The sequence below is a fragment of the Streptomyces sp. NRRL B-24572 genome, assembly GCF_002156145.1.
Taxonomy (GTDB): domain Bacteria; phylum Actinomycetota; class Actinomycetes; order Streptomycetales; family Streptomycetaceae; genus Streptomyces; species Streptomyces vietnamensis.
In genome coordinates this window covers 1-1,570 of the sequence record NZ_MWIG01000126.1, presented here as the reverse complement: position 1 = coordinate 1,570, position 1,570 = coordinate 1, and the positions used below count along the sequence as shown (strand labels likewise).

Sequence of the window (1,570 nt, the reverse complement as noted above, 5' to 3'; positions counted from 1 at the left end):
CCGTCCTTGTCCGAGTACCGCCACGATCTGGTCGGCTACGGTGCCGAGCCGCCGCATGCCGCCTGGCCCGGTGGCGCCCGTGTGGCCGTCAGCCTCGTCCTCAACTACGAGGAGGGCGGCGAGCACAACGTCCTCGACGGCGACCCGGCCTCGGAGGGGTTTCTGCACGAGGTCGTCGGCGCGCCACCCGTGGCCGGCGGTCGTGATCTGAACGCCGAGTCGATGTTCGCCTACGGTTCGCGGGCCGGGTTCTGGCGCGTTCACCGCACGCTCGGGGCGCACGGCGTGCCGCTCACCGTCCACGCCGTCGGACAGGCCCTCGAGCGCAATCCGGACGCGGCGCGCGCGATGGGCGCCGCCGGCTGGGAGGTGGCCGGGCACGGCTGGCGCTGGATCGACCACCTCGACGTGCCCGAGGACGTCGAGCGGGCCGGGATCGCACGCACGACCGCGGTGATCGAGCGGCTCGTCGGCCGCCGGCCCGTCGGCTGGTACACCGGCCGGACGAGCGCCGCCACACGGCGCCTCGTCGTCGAGGAGGGCGGTTTCCTCTACGACTCCGACGACTACTCGGACGACCTGCCCTTCTACGTCGAGGCGGCCGGCCGGCCGCACCTCGTGGTGCCGTACAGCCTCGACGCGAACGACTTCAAGTTCCTGCTCGTCCACGGGTTCACGACCGCGGACGACATGCTCACGTATCTCGTCGACACCTTCGACACCTTGCACGGGGAAGGCGCCGAACGCCCCCGCATGATGAGCGTCGGCATGCACGGCCGGATCATCGGCCGACCCGGCCGCATTCGTGTGCTCGACGGCTTCCTGCGGCACATCGCCCGGCGCGGCGGCGCGTGGGTCGCCACGCGCGAACAGATCGCCCGGCACTGGCTGGCCACACACCCTCCGTCGCCCTGAGCCGGGCCGGTACGCGACTCCGGGCGCACTCCACTTCGAGGACTGACCGCGCGGGAGGAACGGCATCCCCACGACCGGCTCCCACACGTACCGCGAAGGCCGGACCGAACGCGTCGACCAGGCCCGACAGGGGTTGTTTTCGGTCCCGTTTCTCCGCGAGACCCGGACCGCGTGCAGGGCCGTCCGCCCTTCGAATCCCCTTCAGGCGCACCGGAGTTAGAGGTTCCGCGACCCCGGAAACGATCGTCTTCACAGGTCACGGGCCCCTCTCCGCCGACAGGGCATCCCCGAGTGGTCACCCGTAGGTGAACTCCCCTTCAAAGCTTGACCACAAATTGCATACATCCCCTCTCCTGACGGGCGTTGATGGTCTAGATTGACCGTGCGTCACAGCTCGGACACGAGGCGACAAACCGTGATCTATGGGTCTGGCGTCAGGGACGGTCAGCAGCGTCCCCGGCACCAGGCGTGGGGGTGGTCAAGTCTTGGAGCCCGAGGGGGCCTTGGGTGTAGGGAGCACCTGGGGTGTCGACGGGTTCCCGTGTACCTCGGGGCTCCGGCAGGGCATGCGAGTCCGCTGACGCCTGGGTGGGGTGTTCAAACAGCGTCGCAAGAGACCGTTACGTCTTCGCGGATGTCCCGCGGGGAGAGGAAC

Annotated in this window: 1 protein-coding gene; it reads left to right on the top strand. The window is 69.7% G+C overall.

The genetic code is table 11. From position 1 onward, the window contains the following. Positions 1-6 precede the first annotated feature (6 nt). A complete protein-coding gene (gene puuE / locus CCN56_RS08300) occupies positions 7-915 on the top strand; it encodes an allantoinase PuuE (protein ID WP_086825073.1) in 909 nt (302 codons plus the stop codon). Positions 916-1,570 lie beyond the last annotated feature (655 nt).